Here is a 22,424-nt window from a genome sequence, read left to right as displayed (position 1 = left end):
GTACGGCTTTACGGCCGATCCGACCGAAGCGGCGTCCCCACTGCGGTTCGGGTGGTCCCGCGGGTTCTGCCTGTTCCGACCGACTCCCCGCCGACGGCCGTCGAGCGCCCGCGCAGAAGATCTTTTCTTTGCGGCCGGTTTCACCATCCAAGACGGCGCAGCAGAGCGGCGATGACCGGACGATGCAGGCGTATATGCTCCCGCCATGGATCGTCCCGTGAACGTGGGTATGCTCGGTTGCGGCAACGTCGGAGCGGCTTTCGCCGAATTTCTCCTGGGTCGGGCTCCCGATATCCAGGAAATCAGCGGCATCGATCTGATCCTCAAGCGCATCGCCGTACGGGACGCGGGGAAGAAGCGCTCGGGCCTGCTGGCCCCGCTCATCACCGACGACGTGCGGGCGATCACCGACGCCGACGACATCGACGTGGTGGTCGAGGTGATGAGCGGCATCGAGCCCGCCCGCGCGTACGTGCTCGCCGCGCTCCGCGCCGGCAAGCCGGTCGTCACCGCCAACAAGGAACTGATCGCCAAGCACGGCCCGGAGCTGTACTCCGCGGCCGACGCCAGCGGCGTCGACCTCTTCTTCGAGACTGCCGCCGTCGCGTCCGTGCCGATCCTGCGCGTACTCCGGGAATCGTTCCTCGGCGAGGACATCACCAGCGTCCTCGGCATTGTCAACGGCACGTCCAACTACATGCTGACGCGCATGTCCGAAGAAGGGCTCGGCTACGCCGAGGCCCTGCGCCAGGCACAGGAGGAGGGCTACGCCGAGCCCGACCCCACGAACGACGTGACGGGCGCGGACTCCGCGTCGAAGCTGGCCATCCTCGCCTCGCTCGCCTTCAAACGCGCGATCGCCGTCGACGACGTCGAGCGCGAGGGGATCGACAAGCTCGATCGCGACGACTTCGACATCGCGGCGCGTTTCGGATACGTGATCAAATCGATCGCCAAGGCCGAGGTCTTCGGGGCGGCCGGCTCCGGCGAGCGCGAAATCGGCGTCCAGGTCTTTCCCGCCCTGGTGGACAAGAACCATCCCCTCGCCAACGTGCGCCACACGTACAACGCGGTGTTCCTCAAGGGCGGCGCGGCCGGCGACCAGATGTTCTACGGTCACGGCGCGGGACGGTTGCCCTCCGCGTCCGCTTTGCTCGGCGACCTGGTCACCGCGGCGGACCACCTGCGACGCGGCACCCACCGGAGGGTGCCGCTCGGCAGCTCCGCGGTGCTGCGACCGACTGAACGGCTGGCGCACCCCCACTACCTCAAGTTGGAGGTCACCGACGCGCCGGGCGTCCTGTCCGAGGTGTCGGGGGTGCTGGGCCGCCACCAGGTGTCCATCCGCTCCATCACCCAGGAGGACCGTGCCTCGAAGGCGCGCGTCGTCTTCATCACGCACCGTGCCGAGGAAGGCGCGATGCGGCAGGCCGTGGCGGAACTGTGCAGCCTCGACAGCGTCCTCGGCGTCGGCGGCATTCTCCGCATCGTGGAGGCTTGAGCTGTGCCCCGCTCGGAAAGTGGGGCACAGCGACCAGGCGTCAGGACCGGGGGATGCCCGGCGGGTTGACCTCCGACTTCGGCAGGGCCTCCGCCTGTAACCCCCACCTCTTGAGCACCTCGGTGTAGGTGCCGTCGGCCATGACGACGTTGAGCGCCTTGGCGACGGGCTCGATCAGGCCGTTCTCCTTGCGCACGGTGGCGCCGATCCGCCCCTCCAGACCATCGCCACTGCTGGAGAACGTGCCGATCACCTTGGTCTTGCCGCTCGCGGCGGCGTGGTAGGCACCCGCCGGGCCGGGGCCGAGGTAGGCGTCGACCCGGCCGGAACCGAGCGCCAGGTAGTAGTCGGCGGGATTCTGGAAGTTCTTCCCGGTGACCGCATCGAGGTTACTCGCGCGGTTCTGCCGGTCCCACGTCCGCAGGAGCTGTTCCTGGTTGGTACCGGCGGTCACCGCGATGGTCCGGCCGGCGACGTCCTTCGGGCCGCGCACGGCCCAGTCCGCGTCCCGGGGCGCCTCGAAGGCGACCTCGTCGGCCCGGTAGGTGGCGAAGTCGTACTTCTCCTTGCGTTCCTCGGTCACCGTCACGTTGGTCATGGCGAGTTCGTACTTGCCGCTGTCCAGTCCGATGAAGATGTTCTCCCACGACACCGTGTGGAAGCGCGGCTTCAGGCCAAGCACGTCCGCGACCAGGGTCGCCAGATCGGGCTCCACACCAATCACCGTCTGGTTGTCGGTGGCGTAGAAGCTCAGTGGCGGCTCGGTGCCGGCGAGGTTGACGATGTCCAGGAACCCGTCCTCGCGGACCGGCTCGGGCACCGAGTCGGCGATGGCCGCGACGCGCTGGGCGTGCAGCCTGTCCTGACTCGGGGACAGGTTCATCTGGGTGCCGTCGGCAGCCTTCGCCGGGGGCGCGGCCTTCTCGGACTCGGGGTTCGCGCAGCCGGTCACCACGAGGGCGAGGCAACAGGAGAGGGCGGTGAGGGCTGCGGCGACGCGCCCTGACGGGTGTCTCATTCGCGGATCCTGACGTTGGTGTCGGATGGTGCAGGTCATGGGCGGGTGGAGCGGTCAAAGGACCTTGGCGAGGAACGCCTGGGTGCGTGCGTGGCGAGGGGCGTCGAGGAGTTGCTCGGGCGGACCCGCCTCGACGACGACCCCGCCGTCCAGGAAGATCACCGTGTCAGCGATCTCACGGGCGAAGCCCAGTTCGTGCGTGGCCACCACCATCGTCGTGCCTTCCCGGGCGAGGTCCTTGATCACCGTCAGCACCTCGTTCACCAGCTCCGGGTCGAGCGCCGAGGTGGGTTCGTCGAAGAGGAGGAGGACCGGCTCCAGGGCGAGGGCCCGGGCGATGGCGACGCGCTGCTGCTGCCCGCCCGACAGTTGACGCGGATAGGCCCCGCCCCGGTCGGCGAGACCCACGCTCGGCGGTCGACTCCCCCACCGTCGAGCGCGAATCCGGCGACGTACACGAGATGGGCCACCCCGCGCAGCCCAGTCGCCACCGAACCGCCGTAGGAGTGGCCGAGGACCACGGGCGGCTCGGGCAGCGTGTCGACGAGCCGCTGGACGTGGACGGTGTCGGCGGCGAGCGAGCCGCGCTGGAGCCGCGGCGTGTGGACGGGGATCCGGTGGCGCCGCAGCGCGGCGCGCAGCGGCCCGAAATGGCGCGGGATGTGCCAGCGCCCCGGCAGCAGGACGACGGGAGTCATCCGCTCGGCCGCTCCGCGAACCGCTGCCGCAGTAGCCCGCCGAAGGTCAGCAGCACCGCGTCGGTGTCGGCGAGTCCGTGCAGGACCACGTCGGCGCCGGCCGCCGTCAGCCCTCCCGCGTCTGCCGGGTAGCGCGCCACTCCCACCGCCCGGACTCCATGCTCACTGGCCACGGCCATGTCGCGGGGGGGGGGGGGTGTCCCTATGGTTTTGTCAAGCGGCGACGGTTGCGGTAGGCAGCGGGCGTTGCTGGTAGGGGACCTTGTCGCGGAGCATCGCGAACAGGACGTCGACGCGGCGTCGGGCGAGGCAGATCAGGGCCGCGTTGTGGCGTTTGCCTTCGGCGCGTTTCCGGTCGTAGTAGGCGCGGCTGACCGGGTCGGCCAGGGCTGCGAACGCGGCGAGGAAGAAGGCGCGTTTCAGCTGTTTGTTGCCGCCCCGGGGTGGGTGTTCACCGCGGATGCTGCTGCCGGAGCGGCGGGTGACGGGTGCCAGGCCGGCGTAGGCGGCCAGATGGCCTGGGCTGGCGAACGCGGTGCCGTCGCCGACTTCGAGCAGGATCCTCGCAGCGGTCCTGACGCCGATGCCGGGCATCGAGGTCAGGACCTCGGAAAGAGGGTGCGCATCAAGCATCCTGTCCACCTCGACGGCGACCTGGTCGCGCTGTTTGAGCACGTCGCGCAGGCTGTCAGCCAGCCGGGGCAGGACCGTTTCCGCAGCGGCCGTGCCCGCGACGACCACGGTCTGCTCGTCCAACGCGGTCATGACCTGCTCGATGAGACGTTCGCCCATGCGGGGCGCGTTCTTGCTGGCGATGGCGGTGAGTTTGCGGCGGCCGGCCTTGCGCAGCCCGGCCGGTCCGCCGCAGCGCGACAGCAGCTCCAGGACGGCTTTGTGCTGCACCTTCGGTCCCAGCACCCGTTCCAGAGCAGGGTGGATTTGCGTGAGCAGCCCGCGGATGCGGTTGGCGACCCGGGTGGCCTCGCCGGCCAGGTCGTCGTCGAAGCCGACCAGGACCTCGAGTTCGGCCAGGGTCTCGTCGCCGACGTCGACGCGGCGCAGCGTGTGCGGCAAGGTGCGGGCGGCGTCGGCGATCACGTAGGCATCGCGGGCGTCGGTCTTGGCGCTGCCGGGGTGCAGGTCGGCGATCCGTCGCATCGCGAGTCCGGGCAGGTAGGCCACTTGATGACCGCACGCTCGGGCTACCGCGACGGGCAGCGCGCCGATCGTCGCGGGCTGGTCGACCACGACCAGGACGCGGCCGTGGCGGCCGAGCTTGTCGAACACCTGCCGCAGTTTCGCCTCGGTGTTGACCAGCGCCGCGTCGTGCAGCCGTTTGCCGTCCCGAGTCAGCGCGACGGCGTGGTGGCCGTCCTTGCCGACATCGAGACCGAGAAACACCTGGTAGTCGCCGTGCACCGCATCGCCTCCCCGCGACGTCACCCGTCAACCCGGTCGATCAGGCGTCGACTGCCGGCAGCCACGTTACGAAGAGACCTACCCCAACAAAACGGGTGGCCGTGTCCCTATCAGCGGTCCATCGGCGCCACCCGGCCCGGCGACAACACCCCCCGGATCATCCGTACGACAGGGGCAGTAAGTCATACCGAGCCGGGCGACCGAGCAGTCCCCGGCTGGGGACGATCAAAAAGGTAACGGGGGGGGGGGACCCCCACGATGATCACTCGGGCCGGCGGGCAGTCGACGCCGAGGACCCGCCGGGCCCGCTCCCGAGCCGGCGGTAGCAACGCGGCGCGCTCCTCGGCCTCGTCGCCGTACGCCCGATGGCCAGGTCCAGATGCCGGTCGAGGCCGAAGGCGCGCAGCTCTTCCCTAGACAAGAAGATCATCGACCAAGGGCTGTTTCCGTGATCGGTCAGGGTCCCCACAGGACCCTCGAAGGTTAAAAAAGCGAGTTCACGAACACCGCAACACCGACCTCTGCGACCCGGCGTCCCTGCGCGATCTCACGCTTTGCCCGGGTTGAGCAGTGTGCGCCGCGAGAGCGGCCAAGCCACGTTGGCCGCATGCCGTGCGACACCCCACGCCGCTGGACGTGCCGGCTCACCAGCCGCCCGCCATGGCCTTCGGCGCTGCCATCACCCCGTTCTTTCCCACTCGGGGAGGCCTCTACAAGAGCCGGGGCGGCTCAACCAACCGGCGGCCCAATTCCTCACCACGACCCCGATACGACCGGGCATCCCCGGTTCGGCTGGGGATGTCAGGCAGCAGCGTCCCGGTCAGCGGAACCGCAGTTTCGTCTCGTCACTACATCGCGCAGCGCCCTGACGAAGAACCAGAGTGCGATCAGGAGCACCGGCAGGACGGCCCACGACCGCCAGCTTCTCTCGGCGAGAACGTCGGGCGTGCGGATACCGGCGAGAAGGAGCATCAGGCCGGTGATGAGCAGCCGCACCCACGGGTTGGATTTCTTCACCATGCCCAGCTCCGTCGGTAGGAGACACCGCGACACGAGGACCACGACAGCCCGCGGGTCCACTGGTTGAGCGTGGCGCACATGCCGTTGTAACCTCTCGCTCCCCAGTCGTGGGTGCGGTCACGCCAGAATCGGCCTGCCGTCTTGAGATTGTCCCAGTCGCCGCCGATGGTATCGGCGAAGCCGGTCTTGTAGCCTTCGCCAAAGACACGCGAGCCGCACTTGCGCCAGTTGCTCCGACATCCCTTCCAGCCGATCCTGGCCACCCGCTTACTGACCTTCCAGCCGGCCTTCCCCAGTGGTGGAGGTGCTGGCGGCGAGGTCGCCGTCGGGACCACAGACGTTGCGGGTCACGTCGCCGGTGGCAGTGTCCTCGACGATCCACCGTGGCTTGTCCGAATCGTCGCCGTAGTGGTTGAGCGTCGTCGTGGCATTGGACCACGACCCGTCGGTCTCCGTCTCGACGGTGACCGCGCGGTACCGGTGGGCGAGGTCCAGTGTCCAGGTACGGCGGCTGTCACCGAGCTGCTGACGATGGATCAGGTCGTTGGCGTAGTAAGTGTTGGTCATGCCGCCCGGCAGATCGGTGATCCGACCGAACGCGTCGTAGACGTATCTGTTGTCGGTCAGCCGATCAGCCGTGCCGTACGCGTGTGTGTCATGCGCCTGGGTCACGTCCTCCTGGCAGTCGCCCGCCGCGTCCGGGCCGTAGACCCACTTGCCCTTCCGGTTGGAACGGTTGTCGTACTCGTAGGACCGGGTGACGCAACCGTCGCTGGTCGCGCTGCTGTGCTGGGTTTTGACCAGCCGACCGATCCGGTTGTACTGGTGGTTCTTGCTGCCTCCGGTGTAGGTGTCACGCACCACCTGGCTGGCGTTGTTCTGCACAACCGACTCAAAGTAGATCATGGCCCCGTCGGAGTCCCGCGTGTACGTGCGCTTCACCGGTTGCAGATTGGCGTCCAGTCGGTCGGTCCGGGTCAGTCCGCCGGGATACCTCAGCTCGGTCAGCTGTCCGTCGGGCGAGTACCGGGCGCTGAAAGTGCCCGCCATCCCAACCCTTCCAGCGCCCACACAGCCGGCTCCGGCATCGGCACCGCCACCCACATAGGTGGCTCGCTCGCCGAAACGAACTGCTGCGGTCCACCAACGCAGCCGCTCATAACCGCTGCGCACAGTCTGACCTGTACGAACGAGAAGCCGCGGGTGGAGGCAGGTGCAGTTGAGCGCCGTGGTGCGCTATTGGTGTGGTGCAACGGCGTTCAGGACCCTTCGTTGCTCCCACCCTGCTCCCTGAATCCGGGGCCCGTGACCCTGGCACCGCCCAGGCACCTCGGGACTCCGCTTCGGCACGTCTTCACCGAGCAGCGCGAGGCCGCGCTTGGCCTACGCGACCGGGCGCCAAGGCGCAGCGCGCACGGTCAGCGCCAGATCCGGGTACTCGGCCGCGATCTTGAAGACCCAGGGCAGGATGATTCATCACCGAGCGTGTAATCCATACCGGGCTGATCGGAAGGCCCGCGTTTACCGGACGCGCTTCTCGCAACGCCGGCACGCGACGGTGACGGGGGTGGTGCCGGCTTCGGCGGGGTAGTCCAGGGCCGCCACGTCGCGCCAGCCGCTGCGGGCGTAGAACCGGCGGGCCCGGGTGTTGCCGACCGCGACCGCGAGCCAGGCGGTGTCGAATCGTTCGGCGACGGCCTGTTCGGCGGCGGCGAGCAGCGCATCGGCCACCCCGATACCGCGGGCCGGCCTGGCGACGTACACCTGCTCCACCTCGTCCCGGCGGACGGTGACGAACCCGACGAGCCGCGCATCGCACTCGCCGACCGTGGTGGTGTGCAGGCGGGGCGGCACCCGGTCACGGAAGTCGGCGAGCCGCCGGTGCCGGTGCAGTGCGGCGGGGACGTGTCCGATGTGCCCGTCGCGCCAGCCCGCGTACCACAGCACGGCAATCGCCTCGATGTCGTTAGGTTGCGCGGGGCGCAGTACGAGACCAGCGGCATGAGCCATCTCGTGCCTCTTTCGTCGCCAGAGACTTGCATTGCTAACTTAGGGTGCTAAGATATCGCTCATGAACCATCCGAACAACCTCGGGCTGGAGCTACACACGCTGGTGTCCCGCCTGGAGCGTGCCGGTGACCGCATCCTGCGCGCCGACCACGGCATGTCCTACCGGCGGTTCATGGTCCTGGTCATGGTCGGCGAGCTCAAGGCATGCACCCAGCGGGCGCTGGCCGACAGCCTGGCGGTGACCGAGCCCTCGATCAGCCGGATGATCGCCGCCCTCGCCGGCACCGGTCTGCTCACCGTGACACCGGACCCGGCCGGCGGCAACCGGCGCCGGATCGCCCTCACCGACGCTGGCCGAGAGCTGGTCGAGCGGGCGGGCACCGAGCTGATCGGGCGGCTCACCGAGCTGGTGGAGTCCAGCGGCGTGCCGTTCGACGCCTATCTCGCGCACACCCGACGGCTGAACGCCGCCCTGGGCGGCGGCTGAGACACCGGCGCACGCGCCACCACACCAACCCGGACCACCATGAGGAGTTTCGCCATGCCGACCACCTCCACCGCGCGGACGGTCAGCTCCGCCGACGGCACCACCATCGCGTACCACACCACGGGTGCCGGCCCCGACCTGATGCTCGTGCCCGGAGCGCTCAGCGACGCCGCCGACTTCGCCGGGCTGGCCGAGGCGCTCGCCGGCACCTTCACCGTGCACACGGTGCAGCGGCGAGGCCGCCGGGGCAGCGGCCCGCTCGGACCCGGATACGGCATCGAGGCCGAGTGCGCCGACCTCGCCGCGGTCCGGGCGGCCACCGGTGCCCGGTACGTCTTCGGCCACAGCTTCGGCGGGCTGGCGACGCTCGAAGCGGCCCGCCGGGACCCGGGCTTCGACAAAGTGGCCGTCTACGAACCCGGAGTCAGCGTCGATGGCCTGATTCCCACCGGCTGGATCCCACCGGCCCGCCAACTTCTGGCCCAAGGCCGCCCGATCGACGCGTTCGCCACGTTCTCCATCGCCACCGGCCCGAGCGCGGCGCGCCGCAACCCCCGCTGGCTGATGGCCGCCATCCTCCGGCTGGCCTTCCGCGGCGAAAAACGGACGAAGGTCGTCGAGCTGCTCGAACCGGCCCTGCACGAGCACGCGGAGGTCGGCCGGCTCGACAACAGCTACCCCCACTACCGGGAGGTCTCCGCCGACGTGCTGCTGATGACCGGCGGCCGGAGCGACCTGGCGCACGTCGCCCCCGCCATCGCCCGGCTCACCGAGGTGCTCCCCTCGTCACGGGTACTCACCTTCGGGAAACTGAACCACTTCGGACCGCACCACCGAGGCGAGACCGAGGTCGCCGCGGCACTGACCACGTTCCTGCTCGACACCAACAATTAACGGTCGCCGGGGTGGAGGGCCCGGTCAGGGCAACGCACGTGGGATCGATGTCTCGAATGACGGAGCTGGGGCGGACTCCGGCAGGCTCACCCGCAACGCTCCACATCGACCTGTGCACGCCTACGAACGTGGCCTCTACGAATGCCTGGTCGCCCTGACCGACTGAGCGCAGCGGCACCGCGTAGCCATCACCGCCTGCGCGAGGCGTATGACAACGGGCGTCGACCCGCCGGAGACTGATTCCCATGCGGGTGTCGAAGCCCCATCCGGCGCACCGGTGACGGTCATGCCCTGAACGTGCGGCGGTAGGTGTCCGGCGGCACCCCGACCGAGCGTTGGAAGTGGCGGCGCAGCGTCGTCGCGGTGCCCATGCCAGCGGCCGCCGCGATCGCGTCCACGCCGTCGTCGGTGGTCTCGAGCATCTCCTGCGCGCGCCGGACCCGCTGGATCAGTAGCCACTGCAGCGGGGTGGTGCCGGTGACCGCGTGGAACTGCCGGGTCAGGTGGCGGGCGCTCAGGTTCGCCTGCCGCGCCAGGTCCGCCACGGTGAGCGGCTGGTCCAGCCGCCGCATCACCCACGGGATCAGATCGGCCAGCGGATGGTCGTCCCGAACCGGCACCGGCGTGGTGACGAACTGGGCCTGGCCACCCGCCCGGTGCGGCGGCACCACCAGGCGACGGGCGACGATGTTGGCGACCGCCGACCCATGGTCACGCCGGACCAGGTGCAGGCAGAGGTCCATCGCCGCGGCCTTGCCCGCCGAGGTCAACACCTCGCCGTTGTCGACGTAGAGCACGTCCGGGTCGACCGTCACCCGGGGATGACGCGCGGCCAGTTGCCCGGTGTGTGCCCAGTGTGTGGTCGCCCGCAGGCCGTCCAGCAGCCCGGCGGCGGCGAGCACGAACACCCCGGTGCACAGGGAGACGACCCGGGCGCCCGCCCGGTGGGCCACGCGTACCGCCGCAACGAGGTCGGCCGGCGGGTCGGCGTCGACGTCCGCGAGCGCGGGGACGATCACCGTGCCGGCGCGGGCCAGGTCGGCCAGGTCGCCGTCCGGCTCCAGCAGGAACCGGCCGACCCGCACCGGCCTCGTGCCGCAGACGCTCACGTCGTACCAGGGGCCGGGGACGGCGTCGGGCGGCGAGCCGAAGACCTCGTAGGCCAGGGCCAGTTCGAAGTGGAGCATCCCGTCGGTGGCGGCGATGGCGACGGAGCGCGGGACGACAGCCATGTCGGGAATTGTATGGGGCGCGTCCTTCCAGACACTGGCGGCGATCATCCGGCCCGATGAGGATCTCTGGCAGTGGATCACTTCGAGGCACAGGGAGCTGGACATGGCGACGATCGGGAACATCGCGGTCTATGGCGCGTACGGGCACACCGGGCGGTTCGTGGTGGCCGAGCTGCGCAGGCGCGGGCTGGTCCCGCTGCTGCTCGGCCGGGACCGGGACCGGCTACTGGCGCTGGCCCAGGACCATCCGCATGCTGAGGCACGACCGGCGTCGGTCGACGATCCGGCCTCGCTCGACCGGGCCCTCGACGGCGCGGACGCCGTGATCAACGCCGCCGGGCCGTTCGCCTCGACCGCCGGCCCGGTGGTCGAGGCAGCCCTGCGCGCCGGCATCCCCTACGTCGACGTGGCGGCGGAGATCGAGGCGAACCTCGACACCTTCGCGCACCACGCCGAGCGCGCCCGCGCCGCAGGTACCCTGGTGGTGCCCGCGATGGCCTTCTTCGGCGGCCTCGGTGACCTGCTGGCCACCGCCGCGATGGGCGACTGGACGGCCGCGGACGAGGTGCATGTCGCGTACGGCCTGACGAGCTGGCACCCCACCGGCGGCACGCTGGCCTCGGGTGCGGTCTCGACCCAGCGGCGCGGTGGCCGCCGCCTCCGCTTCACCGGCGGCCGGTTGCGTCACCACGACGACGCGCTGCCCACCCTGGAGTGGCCCTTTCCCGCCCCACTCGGCCCGCGGCCCGTGCTCGGCGAGTTCACCATGGCCGACGTCGTCACCATCCCCAGCCACTTGGCCGTGCCCGAGGTCCGCACCTACATGACCACCCAGGCGGCCGCGGACCTGGGATCTCCCGAACCCACCGCGCCGACCGCCGTCGACGAGCGGGGCGGCTCCGCGCAGACGTTCGTCGTCGACGTCCTCGTCCGGTCGGGCGACATGGAACGCCGACTGGCCGCTAGCGGTCAGGACATCTACGCCGTCAGCGCGCCGCTTGCGGTGGAGGCCGTTGACCGCATCCGCACCGGGCGTACCCGGACGAAGGGTGTCGTCTCCGCGGGCGCGGCCTTCGACGCCGTGGACTTCCTCGACGCCCTCTCCACGCACCTCACGGTGCACCGTCCGGCGGACGTCCGTAGCCGGTCGCCCCTCTCGAGGGGGTAGCGTTGGCGCACCGCCGGATCGGCGGCGGCGCCGCCTCAGCTAACGGCTGCGTGCAGCATCTGTGGCGGCAGGCGCAGCCACCAATGCGCCACCATCAGGGCCAGGGCCGGAAACGGCGGATCTTCCGGTCCGGCCTCGATGCCACCGAGAAGCTCGTGGAGGCCGTCGGTGGCTCTCCGTAGGTCAAGGCTCGCAGAATACCCACATCCAGCGCCGACCGGATTGGGCCCAGGGAGCATCGATCAGACGGGGCTCACGAGGGGTGACCATGTCTTGCATGCTGTGTGGCATGCGGTCACCGGACGACCACCGCTCCCGATCGAGGACCAGACGCGACGAGCGGGGACGAATCATCATCGATTCCTGGACCCACCCTCTGCCTGTGGCGCTCCTGGCCGGACTCTGCTCGTTGATTCTGCTGATGCTGGCACGCCTGACCCTCGCCGGACGTGCCGCGTCGGTAGTGACCGGCCTGCTGGCGGTGGTTGTCTACTGGGCTCTGCCCTACGCCTATCTCGGGCGGGAGCACTCCGTTCGTGAGGACAGCCGTCTGCTAGGAAAGGTACGAGTACATGACGCGCTGAGCGTCGGGGATGTTCCGACCCACCCTTGGTGGTGGAAAGAAAGTGGCGAGCCGGCCGACCGCTGATCCGCCTGGCCGTGCTGGCGACCGTGCCGGTCAGCATTGCGTCCCTGGCCTTCCACAGCTGGGTGATCAGCACGGCCACGATGATCCTTCCGGACCATTATTCGTATCTCCCCGTTGAAGATGGTGACCTGCCCACGCTGCTGTGGGGCACGGGTTGGCTGGCGTCGTTCGGCGCACTGTCCTGGGCGCGCTCGACGCGACGCAGAGCCTTCCGGGACACCGTTGACGCCCTGGTCGAGCGGGAGAACCTCGATCCCCACCTGTCGGAACGGAACCACCTCCACCGAGAGACCACAGAGCTGAACCGCCAGCGAACGGAACTCGGCAGCATCGTGGAGAGCCTGCGGGATACCGACGACGCAGCGCGTTCCGAGGGGGTGCCACCGGGCCTCAGAACCACCCTCGATCGTCTTGTGCGGCTGACCGAAACGGCCCTCAGCAGCACCGAGACAATTCTGAAACGGGACCAGGAGGCCACCGAACGAGCTGATGCCGAGAGGCGGCAGAGCGTCCGCCGCGAGCGGTGGATGCTCGTCATCGGAGCCCTCGCCGGTCTGCTCCTCGCCATCCTCAGCCACCAGTTGGGGCTTACCTCAGGGCCCCGGCAAAGTCGTCAGGTGATGCCGAGCAGTGCCAGCGGGCGGGTGCTGTCGCGGGCGTGATGCCGGCTCGCGGCGGCGATGTTGGTGATGCCGGCGGTGCGGAGTGCGCCGATCGCGGCGTTGCGTAGGGCGGCCATGACCTCGGGTCCGGTGCCGGTGCGGCCGCTGTTCAGAGTGCCGCGGAAGTTCGACGAGGGTCGGTGGGGTCGATGTCTGACGGTCTCGGAGCATTGTTCGGGAGTCTCAAGATTACGAGCACAGTTTGGGCCCGTGGGGATGGCCCGAGATCGCACTACGCATCAAGGGTTGCCTGCAGCGTGGCGAGGGTGCTCTCGATGATGTCATAGAGCTTGCGGTCGTCGTCGGTCTCGAGCCATGCGGTGACCGACACGTACATCAGGGTCGCCGACGTCTCGGCGAGCAAGGCGGCCCGGGTCGGATCGAGGCCGCGGGCGTGGAGACCGTTCCGCAGCGCGGCGGCCAGCGTGGCCCGCTTCTGCAGCTCACGCTCGCGCAGGCCGGCGTCGGTCGCGACGATGGCTCGCCATTGCCGGATGGTGTCCTTACGGCCCTCGAACCGAGCCTCGGCGACGGCACGCAGACCCTCCAGGATGATGGCCAGCGGGCTGGTGTCGGCAGGCGCCTCGGCGACGAGTTGCTCGGCGTATGCGGGCAGTTCGGCCTCGTCGGCGAAGAGCACCTCGCGCTTGTCGGCGAAATGCCGAAAGAACGTGCGCGTCGTCAGGCCGGCCCGCGCGGTGATCGCCGGCACGGTGGTCGCGGCGAAGCCCTGCTCGGCGAAGAGATCGAGGGCCGCCTGCTGCAGCCGTTCGCGCGCGTCGGGTTGCCATCGTGCCATCCCGGAATCATACCCACGATGACATGGCGTGTCATTGACGATATAGTCATGACACGGCGTGTCGTCACTGGGACGCTCGCCGCACCAGGGCGGAGCTGTGCCATGACAGACGTGTGGATTCTCGGCGGGACCGGCCGCAGCGCCCGGGCGATCGCCGCCGAACTACAGAACCAGGGCATCCGGCCGGTACTGGTCGGTCGAGACGCCGGACGGCTCGCGGCCGCGGCAAACGGCCTGCCGACGGTGGTGGCCGGATCCGTCGACGAGACGGCGGACGCGATCCGGCGGGAACGGCCGGCCGTAGTCGTGAACACGATCGGGCCGTTCACCGACACCGCCACGCCGCTGCTGGACGCGTGCCTGCCGTCCAGCGACTATCTCGACCTGGCCAACGACCTCGCCGCGGTATCCGCGACCCTCGACCGCGGCGACGCGTTCGCGGCCGCCGGGCGCACCGCTGTCACCGGTGCCGGGTTCGGCGTGACCGCCACGGAGAGCATCGTGGTGAAGCTGTGCGACGGACGCCCGATCCCGCGGCGGGTCCGAGTCGACATGGTTCCATCGCTGATCGTCGAGGCCGGCGTCGTCGGCGACGCGCTCGCGGGCACCCTCGTGGAGGGCCTGCCAGGGGTTGAGGGCGGCAGGAGGTTCCAGGGCCGGCGGTACCGCGATGGCCGACTCGTGCCCGACAAACTCGCCGGCGACCCGATCCGGCTCGTCCTGCCAGACGGTTCGACCGTCACCACGGCGAGCATGCCGCTCGGCGAGCTGATGGCCGCCCAGCGGGCCAGCGGCGCCGCGGACGTGGTCGCCGCGTCCAGCGAGGCCCCGGCATCGCCGGTCGTACGCGCGATCCTGCCAGCGGCGACCGCGCTGCTGAACATCGGGCCGGTCCGCGCCTTCGCGCGCCGGCGGCTGGCCGCGGTGCGGTTCAAGGCGACACCGAAGCCTCGCGAGCACTCGTGGGGCCACGCCGTCATCGAGTGGGCGGACGGCAGCACGCGCGAGGGCTGGCTGCGCGTCGGCGAGGCTCAGGCCTGGACGGGCGCGGTGCCGGCCGAGATAGTCCGCCGACTACTCGGCGGACAGAGTAAGCCAGGCGCGTACACCCCGGCGGCGCTTTTCGGCCCTAACCTGGCCGAGTCCTGCGGCGGCGAGTACCAGATCCTCGAAACATAGCCGCCGCCAGCGCCAAAGCCGGGACAGCCTGGGTGTCCACCGGGAAACCGCTCACGGCCGGATCACCGGCACCACTTGGCCACGCCGACCCCTCGCACGTTGATCAACCACCTGCTGCCCGCGTTCGACCCCGGCTAGGTGCTCCGGCTGCTGTTCACCCGGACAGCCAAATCAGCCTGAGTAAGACCCAGCGAACCACGCCGTTCGGCAAGCTTCGCCCCGAGTCGGCGCTTTGCCTCCTGCACCTGCTGCGGATCGATCGATCACGGACTCTCGACCTCCACGAGCGCGCCGCCGAACCTGGCGGGCCCAGCCGACACAGAGCGAAACCCACCGTAACCGACCACGCACGCCCGCGCGAAGATCAGCGACTTGGCGTCGCCACGGTACGCCACGCCGCCGCTCGGGAACGCGCAACGCGATCGCGTCGAGCCGGTCACCGTTGCCGAGCGTCGGCAATCCGGGGCGGTGGGATCCACAACGTGTCCCACAGGACAGCGCACACCTCCGAGCACCACGACCGCTGTTGTCGTCTCCGATCGTGGCGACGCAGCGCGATCGGCCAGATGTGCAGACGGCGATGTCGAGCTGGGTTGTTCCCGGGCAACCGCATGATCCTGCCGTTGACCGGCAACTTGCCGGCCCGGAACAGGAGGCGGCGGCCCTGTTTCCCGGGCGACGGAGGCGGCCAGGCTATCAGTCACGTGATCTCACCGGCACATGCCTGCGCCGGCGAACACCCAATGCTCCTGTCAGAGAGGCGAGGATGAACTTGTCGAACGCGCTGACTGCGCAGGACCTGATCGGATTCTCCGAGCAACGTGGCGGCCACCGTGTATCAATTTTCCTGCCCACTCCGCGGGCGAAAGCGGCGGCTGACCGTCATGGCCTTCGCATCAAGGGCCTGCTGAGACAGGCTGGCTGAACTACCAGCCTGAAACGCAAACGGTACTGTGCCTTTGGCGCGCTTTCGGTCGGTCGACGTGCCGGCAGCCGTAACGCTCGCGTTCTTCGGAACTTAGCGCAGGAGGTTCACCGCTCTCATTCAAGCCTGCGCTGGTCACCGCGCCGACGAGGGCCGGAGCCTGCTGGCGCACAAATCGTTTAGCCATATTGAGTACGTCGAGCGGCCAGCCTCAGCCTCGCTGTCATGTTGCGGTGGCCGCCAAGTCGTTAAGGGCCGCGTTGATCACGGGCCAACACAAGCTGACGGTATCGCGGTCTGGAGCATGGCCGATCTTCACCTGCGGACGACCGCGAGGTCAGCGTCGCGAACGATGTCTGCCATGGCCACGTGGAGCATGACGCCCGGTGACTGCTGCTCTTGGTTCTCTGGCTGCTTATCGGGACGGATGAGGGGCCGCCCCTGGTTGTGTGCGATCTCGAAGCCTTCGATGGCGAGGACGCTGTTGAGTAGCTCGGTGACCTCGGCGGCGGCCAAGGGCTCGTTGCGCTGAACGTATTCACCTCGGTCAGCAAGGCGGCAGACGAGCGCGTCGATGGCCCCGGGTGCGTCTCGACGTTGACGGAGCTGGTTGGTGAGCCAGCTCCGGCGCTGCTCGCCGTTGTTTGGCGCGACGGTCTCCCAGCCGGCTTGTTGAAGAAGCTTGGGCAGCTCGGCCCCACGCCGCCTACTCAACTACCTGCTGCTGCAGTACCCGAGGTTCGCTCAGAAGGCCGGCGACGCCGCGGATGTGGTAGGTGCTCATAAAGTCGTAGACGTCCAGCGCCGTGCCGAACTCGTCCTCGATCTTCGCAAGGACCTCGACCGCAACAATCGAGTCGCCGCCGAGGTCCAGAAAGTCGTCGTGCACGCCGATCCACTTGAGGTTCATGGTGCTGGCCCAGATCGACAGGAGCCGCTCTTCGACGCCGTCGACCGGACCTTCGAACAGGGTGCACGTGCCGGCGATGACGGCGGACCGGACGTATTCGGTGTCGAGCATGTTGCCGGCGAGCGGCATGGTGTCGACGAGCAACACACCGTCCAATCCACAGCCCGCACCGAGGCGGTCCCACACGTAGCCACGAAGCTCCGGCCCGCTTACGTACTGGGAAAACTCGACCACGCCGATCGTGACGTCCCGATCGTCGTGGCGGATCGTCGTCGCCCGGGCATCACGCACGGCCGGATGCCCCAGCAGGGTGGATGCGAGCTCTGCCAAGCCAACCATCAACCGCTCCTTCAGTAACGGCGGCAATCCGAGCCGACGGCGCGGATTGACAACAGTCGCCAATGTGCCACGGAAGCTTGAGTGGTCGCAGAGAAGAATCGGCAGAAGTTCCGGAAGTGGTTGACTGCCGTTGCTTCTTACCGCCTATCCTTGCCCGCGCCGGCGGAGGGAACCACAATTCTCCCGAGGGTGGCGAACCTGCGACTGTTCGCTATTCGACGCCATATTGTCACCGGCCAGGGGGTAATGGACGATGAACGAGATCAGCTATGCACAGTCGTCGCTCGTCGAAGAGGACAGGCCAAGCACTACTACAGAGCGGGCCATCGCCGAGGTGTGGGCCGAGGTACTGAATCTCGACGAGGTCGGGCGACACGACAACTTCTTCGACCTCGGCGGCCATTCGGTGCTCGCGACGCAGGCCGTGGCCAGGTTGTGCGTCGCCCTGGACCGGCAGCTGCCGGAGCGGGCCTTGTTCGACTGGCCGACCGTCGCGACTCTGGCCTCGGCCCTGCCCGGCTACCCCGTCGCCGAACAGATTGCGCCCATCAGGCGCCGGTGAGCGACAGGTCCGGTGGGCTCCGGGACCGAAGCAGCGCTGCCTCATCCCGCGGGTCGGACAAACCGATCAAGCCGGAACCACACGACATGCCGGATCCTCACGACATCGAGCGACCAAACTATCGTTCAGAATTTACCGGGGTTTCGTCCGTCACAGCTCATCAGTAAGACGATCTGTAACCGGTCAAACCGCCTCCCGACGAATTGAGGTTACTCGCGGTATCCCTGCTCCGCGGCCCCGCTCGAGTGCGCCCGGTTGCCGCCCGAACGACTTCCGGAACAAACGTGATTGATGATCGTCGTTCCGTGATACCGTATGCTGGCCGACATGGTGCGAGTCGAGTTCCGGGTTCTCGGAACATTGGAAGCCGTGGTCGATGGTTCCCCCGTGCCGATAACCTCCCCGCGGCAACGTATAGTGCTGGCCAATTTGCTGATGGCCGCCAACCATGTCGTGACCGTGGAAAAGCTGATCGGCGCAGTTTGGGACGATTCCCCGCCGACCAGCGCGCGTGGTCAAATCCAGATCTGCATCTCCGCGTTGCGCCGGGCTCTCGGCAGTCCGGAGATCATCGACACCAGCCCACTCGGGTACTCCATCCGGGTGGACCGTCAGCAGCTCGACTACCTCATGTTCGACGACGCTCTCGCCCGGGGCCGGTCCGCCGCAGCCAAAGGTCGGCTGGACGAGGCGCTGACGTACCTGGACCGCGCGATCGACATCTGGTCCGGACCGGCGTTGGGCGGGGTGCCCGGCCGGGCCGCCGAAGTCGTCTCCCACCGTCTGGAGGAGCGGCGGATCATGGCGCTGGAGGACCGCGCCGAGATCCGTCTGGGCCTGGGCCGTCATCGGGAACTGGTCGAGGAACTGGTCGCGTTGACCACGGAGTACCCCCTGCGGGAACGCCTGTGGGGGTTCCGGATGCTCGCGCTGTATCGGTCAGGACGGCAGGCAGAAGCGCTGGCGACGTACCGTACGGCCCGCACCAACCTGGTGGGCGAGCTCGGCATCGAGCCGAGCCAGTACCTGCGCAAGCTGGAACGCGCGATCCTCAGCCAGGACAGCAGCATCAGCGGCGAAGTGGACGACAAGCGAACCGAGACCGCCACGAGCGTGCACCGTCCGCAGGAGTTGCCCGCAGATCTGCCGGACTTCGTCGGCCATGCGGCGCTGATCGAAACCCTGACCGCCACGCTGACCAGCGAGGACACCAAACAGGTGCCGATCGCGGTCATCACCGGCGCGCCGGGCTGTGGAAAGACCTCGCTGGCCCTGCACGTCGCGCACCTGTTGCGCGCCAAGTTCGTCAACGGCAGCCTGTACGCCTGCCTCTACGGGAGCACCACGCAGCCACGCTCGACCGAAACCGTACTCAGCGACCTCCTGCACGGACTCGGCGTCGCCCCGGCGGCGATCCCGGTCGCACCCGGCCAGCGGATCAACCTACTACGGAGCCAGCTCGCGACGCGGCGGCTGTTGATCGTGCTGGACGATGTGGGCAACGAGGACCAGATCGCCGACCTGCTCCCCGGCGTGCCAGGCCCGGCGGTGCTGATTACCAGTCGCCGCCGACTCGCCGGCATCCCGGGCGCCCGAGCCGTCGACGTCGACATGATGTCGGCCGACGAGAGCCTTACCCTGCTCGGCCAGATCTGCGGAGAGCAGCGGGTCGCCGCGGCGCCCGAGGCCGCGGCGGCGCTGACCGAGATGTGCGGTGGCCTGCCCCTGGCCGTGCGGATCGCCGGGGTGCGACTGGCTGCGCACCCGCACTGGGCCGTTGGCACCCTGCTGGACCGACTGCGCGACGAACGGTCTCGGCTGGACGAACTGTCCCACGGTGACGTCGCGGTCCGCTCGCTGCTCGCTGACGTGTACGAGTCCCTCACCGTGCCGGCGCAGACTTTGTTCTGGCTGCTCAGTGCATTGGAGCTACACGAGTTCAGCGCCTGGACCGCGGCGGCTCTGCTGGACTGCGATTCGAGGCAGGCCACGGCGCTCCTCGACGAGCTCGTGGACGTTCGGCTGCTGGAGGCCCACCTTTCCGCGCTCACCAAGCAACCCCGCTACCGATTCCACGAGCTGGTGCGGGTGTTTGCGAGCGAGCACCGGCTGACGCAGGACGACCGGGAGACCTGCATAGTGGCGGTCACCCGATCGCTCGGTGCCCTGCTCGCCTTCGCCGAGGAGGCTCATCATCGAATCTACGGGGGGCGGTTCGCGGTTCTGCACGGCACGGCACCCCGATGGGCCGGCGCACGTGCCGAATTCGACCGCTTCCTCGGCGATCCCACCGCCTGGTTCGACGAGGAGCGCATCACGCTGGAGGTGGCGATCCGCCAGGCGGCAGAGCTGGGGCTGGACGAACTGTGCTGGGAGTTGGCCACCGTATCGGTTGCCATGCATGAAAGGCGCGGCCTGTTCGCCGAATGGCGTACGACTCACAACATCGCGCTGGAGGCCACCAGCAGGGCCGGCAATCGCCGGGGCAAGGCCGCCGTGTTGGCGTCACTCGGCTCGCTGGGCGTAGCCCAACACGCCGAGGACGATGGCGAGAACCTGCTGCATGCGATGAGCTTGTTCGATGCGGTCGGCGATCAGGCAGGGGTGGCATTGACGCTGCGCAACCTTGCGCACCTGGACCGGATCCAGGGTCGACCCGACATGGCGGTGCTGCGTTACGGGCAGGCGCTGGAGAAGTTCCGGGCAGTCGGCGACCTGGGCGCACAGGCCCATGTACTGAGTGGACTCGCGCGTAGCCACCTGGATCTCGGAGCCCCGGAGCGGGCCGAGATCCTGGCGAAAGAGTCGCTCGCACTGGGTGAACAGCTGGGTAACCGGCGCCTTCAGGCCCAGGCGTTGTACCGGCTCGGTGAGGTGTTTGCCGACTCAAAGCAGTCGCTGGCTGCGAAGGCTGTCTTCCAGTCGGCACTGGATCTGGCTCGGGCGCAGGACGACCGTATCGGCCAGTCCTACGCCCTGATCGGCCTCGGCGGGGCCATGTTGGAGCAGAACGAGTTCACCGCCGCCGAAATTCACTTCAGCGAGGCGGTCGAGATCTGCCGGATGACGCAGGAGCGGAATGTTCATGCACACGCCCTGTTCGGCCTCGGCCGGGTGTACCAGGGCCGGGGTGAGTTCGATACCGCGGAACATCTCTTCGTGCAGGCCGCGAACGCGTTCGCGATGCAGGAGAACAACCCGTGGCACTCACGTTCCATCGACGAGCTGGGCGCGCTGCGCCGGGCCGCCGGCCGGCTGATGACGCAGAGCAACAAGAACGAGCCGGCCGGCGAGGTGAAGACCTGACCGCGATCAGCCCCGCTGGCCGGCCAGCCGCCAACGTTCGAGCTTCCCGGCGGCCGAGCGCGGCACCTGATCGACGAACGTGACCCGCGTCGGCACCTTGTAGTTGACCAGACCAGCCCGGCAGTGCGCCATCAGCTCACCGGTACTGACCGAGGCTCCCGGCCTGCACACGACGTAGGCGCCGACCGTAGAGCCCAGCACCTGGTCCTCGGCCGCCACCACCACGGCGTCCAGCACCGCGGGGTGTTCCAGCAACTGCGCCTCGACCTCGTTGGGGTAGACCTTCTCACCGCCCACGTTGATCACGTCGTGCCGACGGGGGGTGAGGAACAGATAGCCGTCCGCGTCGAGCCATCCGAAGTCGCCGACGCTGGCGAAACCGTCGGCCGTCGTTTCGAGCACCTGGCTGCCCAGGTAGGCGTCTCCTCTGGAGACCCGACCGGCGCGCATGAACACCTTGCCGGTCTGTCCCGGGCCGAGCCGGTTCCCGGCGTCGTCCCTGATGCTGATCTTCGTAAAGAATCCCCGGCCCACCGTGCCCGGCCGCTGTTGCCATTCGTCCCCCCGCACCAGGGTGCCGCCGATGTTCTCGGTCGAGCTGTACACCTCGTACAGGTGTTGCGGCCCGACCAGCTCGATCCACCGCTTCTTGGTGAACGAGTCGCACGACGCAGCCGTGTGCATCACCGTACGCACGCTGGCGAAGGACGCCGGGTCGGGCTGGAGGAGCATCAGGATCGTGCGCATGTGTGCCGGGGTCAGCTGGATCCATTCCACGGCGTAGCGCTCGACCAGCTCCACCGTCCAGGCCGGCAGGAAGTACGGCGGCAGAATTGTGGTGTTGCCGTCGAGGAGCCCGTCCAGCAGCGTGGTGAACGGGGCCGCGTGGTGCAGCGGGCCGAGAATCAGTTGCCGCTGACCGGCCCGCCAGCCGGCGCGACGGCGCAGGGGCAACGGCACCTGGTGCGGATCGTAGCCGAGTGGTCCGGGCCGAATCGCGATCTTCGGCCGGCCGGAACTGCCGCCGGTGGGCAGCAGGTAGGCGATCCGGCTGGCCATCGCCGCCGGCGACCGCGCCGGTCGTCCCGCGTCGGCGTCGGCGTCGGCGTCGGCGTCGGCGTCGGCGTCGATGAGTTGGGCCTGTCCGTACGTCTGACCGATGAAGTTGAGGAGCTTTTCCCGCTCGGGTACGGGTGAGGCCGGGTTCAGCGGCAGCAGTGGCAGTTCCGCGGAGAGGACGGCCACGATGTCGACCACCGACTGGATCGTGTTGTTCGCCTCGATCGCGACCACGCCCGGACCGGTCTCCCGGGCGGCGGCGTCCACCAGTGCGTCCGCCCGTCGACCGCTCCGCTCGGCCAGCTCCCGCCACGTCAGTACCTGCTCGACGAAGTTCTCGTCGAAGCCGACGACCGCAGGCCGATCGGCTGACATCTCCGCGATATCGGTGATCCGCTGACGGATCGATACGCTCATTCGAGCCTCCCACAATCGAGTGCGTCGTCATCCACCCGGCGGTCGGCGACCTGCCGGACGGGCCGGCCGAGTGGACGAACGCAGACCCACCCGGCAGACCTGGCCGGCGCACACATGATGGACGCAGGTCGATGATGGCCCGCCAGGGCCGGCACACGCAGAGAACAACC

21 protein-coding genes and 2 pseudogenes are annotated in these 22,424 nt (G+C 68.8%); 9 read left to right on the top strand and 14 right to left on the bottom strand.

Annotated elements, in window-relative coordinates; translation table 11 throughout:
* The first annotated feature begins 205 nt into the window (after positions 1 to 205).
* Positions 206 to 1,501, top strand: coding sequence for a homoserine dehydrogenase (locus tag OG505_RS05075; protein ID WP_405431338.1), 1,296 nt, complete (start codon positions 206 to 208; stop codon positions 1,499 to 1,501).
* A 40-nt stretch (positions 1,502 to 1,541) separates the two neighbouring features.
* On the opposite strand, the gene OG505_RS05070 is transcribed toward OG505_RS05075, so the two are convergent.
* The 8 genes and pseudogenes from OG505_RS05070 to OG505_RS05035 all read right to left on the bottom strand — a co-directional run bounded on the left by OG505_RS05070 (position 1,542) and on the right by OG505_RS05035 (position 7,666).
* Positions 1,542 to 2,519 carry an ABC transporter substrate-binding protein gene (locus OG505_RS05070; RefSeq protein WP_405431336.1) on the bottom strand — a complete coding sequence of 326 codons (978 nt, stop codon included), beginning with the start codon at positions 2,517 to 2,519 and terminating at the stop codon, positions 1,542 to 1,544.
* A 54-nt stretch (positions 2,520 to 2,573) separates the two neighbouring features.
* Positions 2,574 to 2,927, bottom strand: a pseudogene (locus OG505_RS05065) (amino acid ABC transporter ATP-binding protein); the annotation flags it as partial.
* A 26-nt stretch (positions 2,928 to 2,953) separates the two neighbouring features.
* Positions 2,954 to 3,217, bottom strand: a pseudogene (locus OG505_RS05060) (alpha/beta fold hydrolase); the annotation flags it as partial.
* Positions 3,214 to 3,363, bottom strand: coding sequence for a hypothetical protein (locus tag OG505_RS05055; protein WP_405431335.1), 150 nt, complete (start codon positions 3,361 to 3,363; stop codon positions 3,214 to 3,216). The gene OG505_RS05055 and the pseudogene OG505_RS05060, both read right to left, overlap by 4 nt.
* A gap of 67 nt (positions 3,364 to 3,430) precedes the next feature.
* The gene (locus tag OG505_RS05050; RefSeq protein ID WP_405434360.1) at positions 3,431 to 4,636 is read right to left on the bottom strand and encodes an IS110 family transposase; all 1,206 of its coding nucleotides are present in this window, start codon (positions 4,634 to 4,636) and stop codon (positions 3,431 to 3,433) included.
* 801 nt (positions 4,637 to 5,437) lie between these two features.
* A complete protein-coding gene (locus tag OG505_RS05045; protein WP_405431333.1) occupies positions 5,438 to 5,656 on the bottom strand; it encodes a hypothetical protein in 219 nt (72 codons plus the stop codon).
* A 267-nt stretch (positions 5,657 to 5,923) separates the two neighbouring features.
* The gene (locus OG505_RS05040) at positions 5,924 to 6,706 is read right to left on the bottom strand and encodes a hypothetical protein (protein WP_405431332.1); all 783 of its coding nucleotides are present in this window, start codon (positions 6,704 to 6,706) and stop codon (positions 5,924 to 5,926) included.
* Positions 6,707 to 7,177: 471 nt separating this feature from the next.
* Entirely contained in the window at positions 7,178 to 7,666 is a 489-nt protein-coding gene (locus OG505_RS05035) for a GNAT family N-acetyltransferase (protein ID WP_405431331.1), read from the bottom strand.
* Between the two features lie 61 nt (positions 7,667 to 7,727).
* On the opposite strand from OG505_RS05035, the gene OG505_RS05030 reads away from it, so the two are divergent.
* Both OG505_RS05030 and OG505_RS05025 read left to right on the top strand, forming a co-directional pair.
* Positions 7,728 to 8,153, top strand: a complete 426-nt coding sequence (locus OG505_RS05030; RefSeq protein WP_405431329.1) for a MarR family winged helix-turn-helix transcriptional regulator — start codon at positions 7,728 to 7,730, stop codon at positions 8,151 to 8,153.
* A 54-nt stretch (positions 8,154 to 8,207) separates the two neighbouring features.
* Complete coding sequence (locus OG505_RS05025) at positions 8,208 to 9,047, top strand: alpha/beta fold hydrolase (RefSeq protein ID WP_405431328.1); 840 nt, start codon at positions 8,208 to 8,210, stop codon at positions 9,045 to 9,047.
* A 284-nt stretch (positions 9,048 to 9,331) separates the two neighbouring features.
* Here the strand turns inward: OG505_RS05025 and OG505_RS05020 are convergent, their stop codons facing one another.
* Positions 9,332 to 10,279, bottom strand: coding sequence for a helix-turn-helix domain-containing protein (locus OG505_RS05020; protein WP_405431326.1), 948 nt, complete (start codon positions 10,277 to 10,279; stop codon positions 9,332 to 9,334).
* Positions 10,280 to 10,382: 103 nt separating this feature from the next.
* Here OG505_RS05020 and OG505_RS05015 point away from each other — a divergent pair, with 103 nt between their 5' ends.
* The 3 genes from OG505_RS05015 (at position 10,383) to OG505_RS05005 (ending at position 12,758) form a co-directional block, all read left to right on the top strand.
* A complete protein-coding gene (locus OG505_RS05015) occupies positions 10,383 to 11,447 on the top strand; it encodes a saccharopine dehydrogenase NADP-binding domain-containing protein (RefSeq protein ID WP_405431325.1) in 1,065 nt (354 codons plus the stop codon).
* 382 nt (positions 11,448 to 11,829) lie between these two features.
* A complete protein-coding gene (locus OG505_RS05010; RefSeq protein ID WP_405431323.1) occupies positions 11,830 to 12,096 on the top strand; it encodes a hypothetical protein in 267 nt (88 codons plus the stop codon).
* 11 nt (positions 12,097 to 12,107) lie between these two features.
* Positions 12,108 to 12,758, top strand: a complete 651-nt coding sequence (locus tag OG505_RS05005) for a hypothetical protein (RefSeq protein ID WP_405431321.1) — start codon at positions 12,108 to 12,110, stop codon at positions 12,756 to 12,758.
* Here the strand turns inward: OG505_RS05005 and OG505_RS05000 are convergent.
* Complete coding sequence (locus OG505_RS05000) at positions 12,710 to 12,835, bottom strand: hypothetical protein (RefSeq protein ID WP_405431319.1); 126 nt, start codon at positions 12,833 to 12,835, stop codon at positions 12,710 to 12,712. The genes OG505_RS05005 and OG505_RS05000 overlap by 49 nt on opposite strands.
* 155 nt (positions 12,836 to 12,990) lie before the next feature.
* Positions 12,991 to 13,557, bottom strand: coding sequence for a TetR/AcrR family transcriptional regulator (locus tag OG505_RS04995; protein WP_405431317.1), 567 nt, complete (start codon positions 13,555 to 13,557; stop codon positions 12,991 to 12,993).
* An 18-nt stretch (positions 13,558 to 13,575) separates the two neighbouring features.
* Here OG505_RS04995 and OG505_RS04990 point away from each other — a divergent pair, with 18 nt between their 5' ends.
* A complete protein-coding gene (locus OG505_RS04990; protein WP_405431316.1) occupies positions 13,576 to 14,736 on the top strand; it encodes a hypothetical protein in 1,161 nt (386 codons plus the stop codon).
* Positions 14,737 to 15,976: 1,240 nt separating this feature from the next.
* Here the strand turns inward: OG505_RS04990 and OG505_RS04985 are convergent.
* Both OG505_RS04985 and OG505_RS04980 read right to left on the bottom strand, forming a co-directional pair.
* Positions 15,977 to 16,375: a hypothetical protein gene (locus OG505_RS04985; RefSeq protein WP_405431315.1), complete on the bottom strand. Its 399-nt coding sequence runs from the start codon at positions 16,373 to 16,375 to the stop codon at positions 15,977 to 15,979.
* A complete protein-coding gene (locus tag OG505_RS04980) occupies positions 16,368 to 16,910 on the bottom strand; it encodes a phosphopantetheine-binding protein (protein WP_405431313.1) in 543 nt (180 codons plus the stop codon). Before OG505_RS04980 ends, OG505_RS04985 begins: the two co-directional genes overlap by 8 nt.
* A 253-nt stretch (positions 16,911 to 17,163) precedes the next feature.
* Here OG505_RS04980 and OG505_RS04975 point away from each other — a divergent pair, with 253 nt between their 5' ends.
* Both OG505_RS04975 and OG505_RS04970 read left to right on the top strand, forming a co-directional pair.
* The gene (locus OG505_RS04975; protein ID WP_405431312.1) at positions 17,164 to 17,472 is read left to right on the top strand and encodes a phosphopantetheine-binding protein; all 309 of its coding nucleotides are present in this window, start codon (positions 17,164 to 17,166) and stop codon (positions 17,470 to 17,472) included.
* A 327-nt stretch (positions 17,473 to 17,799) separates the two neighbouring features.
* Positions 17,800 to 20,778: an AfsR/SARP family transcriptional regulator gene (locus OG505_RS04970; protein WP_405431311.1), complete on the top strand. Its 2,979-nt coding sequence runs from the start codon at positions 17,800 to 17,802 to the stop codon at positions 20,776 to 20,778.
* A gap of 6 nt (positions 20,779 to 20,784) precedes the next feature.
* Here OG505_RS04970 and OG505_RS04965 read toward each other — a convergent pair whose 3' ends face one another.
* Positions 20,785 to 22,254 (bottom strand): class I adenylate-forming enzyme family protein, encoded by a 1,470-nt coding sequence (locus tag OG505_RS04965; protein WP_405431309.1) that lies wholly within the window; start codon positions 22,252 to 22,254, stop codon positions 20,785 to 20,787.
* Positions 22,255 to 22,424 lie beyond the last annotated feature (170 nt).

The sequence above is a fragment of the Micromonospora sp. NBC_00617 genome, assembly GCF_045161355.1.
In the GTDB taxonomy this organism is placed as follows: domain Bacteria; phylum Actinomycetota; class Actinomycetes; order Mycobacteriales; family Micromonosporaceae; genus Micromonospora.
The sequence above is the reverse complement of the archived record's forward strand: the minus strand, read 5'-3'. Positions and strand labels throughout refer to the sequence as shown.